Genomic DNA, 1,277 nt, shown 5'->3' with positions numbered 1-1,277 from the left:
CTGAGGGATCCCCACTTTATCCAGCGGCCTCTTTTTCGTAATTCAAAATAAAGTTTTTTAAACTTTTTTCTATATAGCTTTGTGTAATACGTCTCTTACATAGCTTTATGACTTGCTTGGCTAAGGTTAAAAATGAAAGAACTCGGCGATTCTTAACGCTATTTGCTTGAAATTTTATATGCCACTTTCTTTTTTCTGCTTCACACCCTATAAACCATAACGCAGTGCTCGCTATTGTGGCTATCAAGCATAATATTCCTATTCTATTTATGCCGGTGCTTTTACTAAAACGCCACGAAAAACCATATCTCAAACTTTTGTCATCGCGGAAATTTTGCTCTATTTGCATTCTTTTACTATATAAACCAACTACTCGCTTACTCGTCATTGTATTGTCTGATGTCGCGAGTAACCATGGCTCTTTAGCTAAGTTTTGATACATTTTTGTATCTTTCGTAAATCTGCTTTTTCCTTTTCTTCCTTTATTTTTTCCATGATATACGTGTAAAAATGCATCGCATGCTGTCGGGCTGGATTGAGTTAATCGTGCTTGACCTAACGCCTTAGGTATATCGCTGGCACCAGCCCTAAGTTGTTTTAATGTATGCCATTGTGATTGCATGGCTAGTTTACACTTCATTGAGCCTCTTAATCGACCTATCATATGCCAACCAAGTTCGCGTACTTTACTATACCAAGGCGTAAGAAAGCCGCCGTCTGTTACAATATAGACACTAGAATGTCGTCCAAGCACTTCATAAAGTTCATCTAAAAACAGGCTGTTGGTTGCTGGGCTATCAAAATCCTTCTGCTCAACAATCATGTTATAAATCACGATAGAGCGCCCATCCACAAGTAAGCTTGCTCGCAGTAAGTGATAGTCGTGACCACAGGCACCGCTCCAGTCAACGGCAATTGCAAGCATGGGTAAAGAGTCAATAATAGGATGAGCTAATGCTTCATAGATAGCGACCCTTTCATTGTAGAGGTGAGTATTTTTTAAGAAGCGATCAACGCGTTTTATTTTATGTTTTACATCCACAGCGCCAGACAAATTTCTGCCGATTTCAGTTAAGGTAAGTTTATTGCCCGAAATTAATGCATTACTGCAGCTTAGTAATGTTTTTACTCTGGCATTATTGAATGGCGCTAATGCATGTTTAAAGTACTTATGGCAAACTGATGTCTCAGGCATAGCAGTTGTGACTTATGTGGGTTGTGGTGATTTACATAAGATCATAAATTGCTGTGCCTGTCACGTTTTGGGGATTCGTCAG

The 1,277-nt window shown here is 39.1% G+C and carries 1 protein-coding gene; it reads right to left on the bottom strand.

What is annotated here, in order from left to right:
- Nucleotides 1-16: 16 nt before the first annotated feature.
- On the bottom strand, nt 17-1,195 hold the full coding sequence (locus tag H5088_RS20080; RefSeq protein WP_182749617.1) for an IS4 family transposase: 1,179 nt from the start codon (nt 1,193-1,195) through the stop codon (nt 17-19).
- Nucleotides 1,196-1,277: the final 82 nt, after the last annotated feature.

Origin of the sequence: Pseudoalteromonas sp. SR43-3 (assembly GCF_014163875.1) — a bacterium.
GTDB lineage: Bacteria > Pseudomonadota > Gammaproteobacteria > Enterobacterales > Alteromonadaceae > Pseudoalteromonas > Pseudoalteromonas distincta.
The sequence above is the reverse complement of the archived record's forward strand: the minus strand, read 5'-3'. Positions and strand labels throughout refer to the sequence as shown.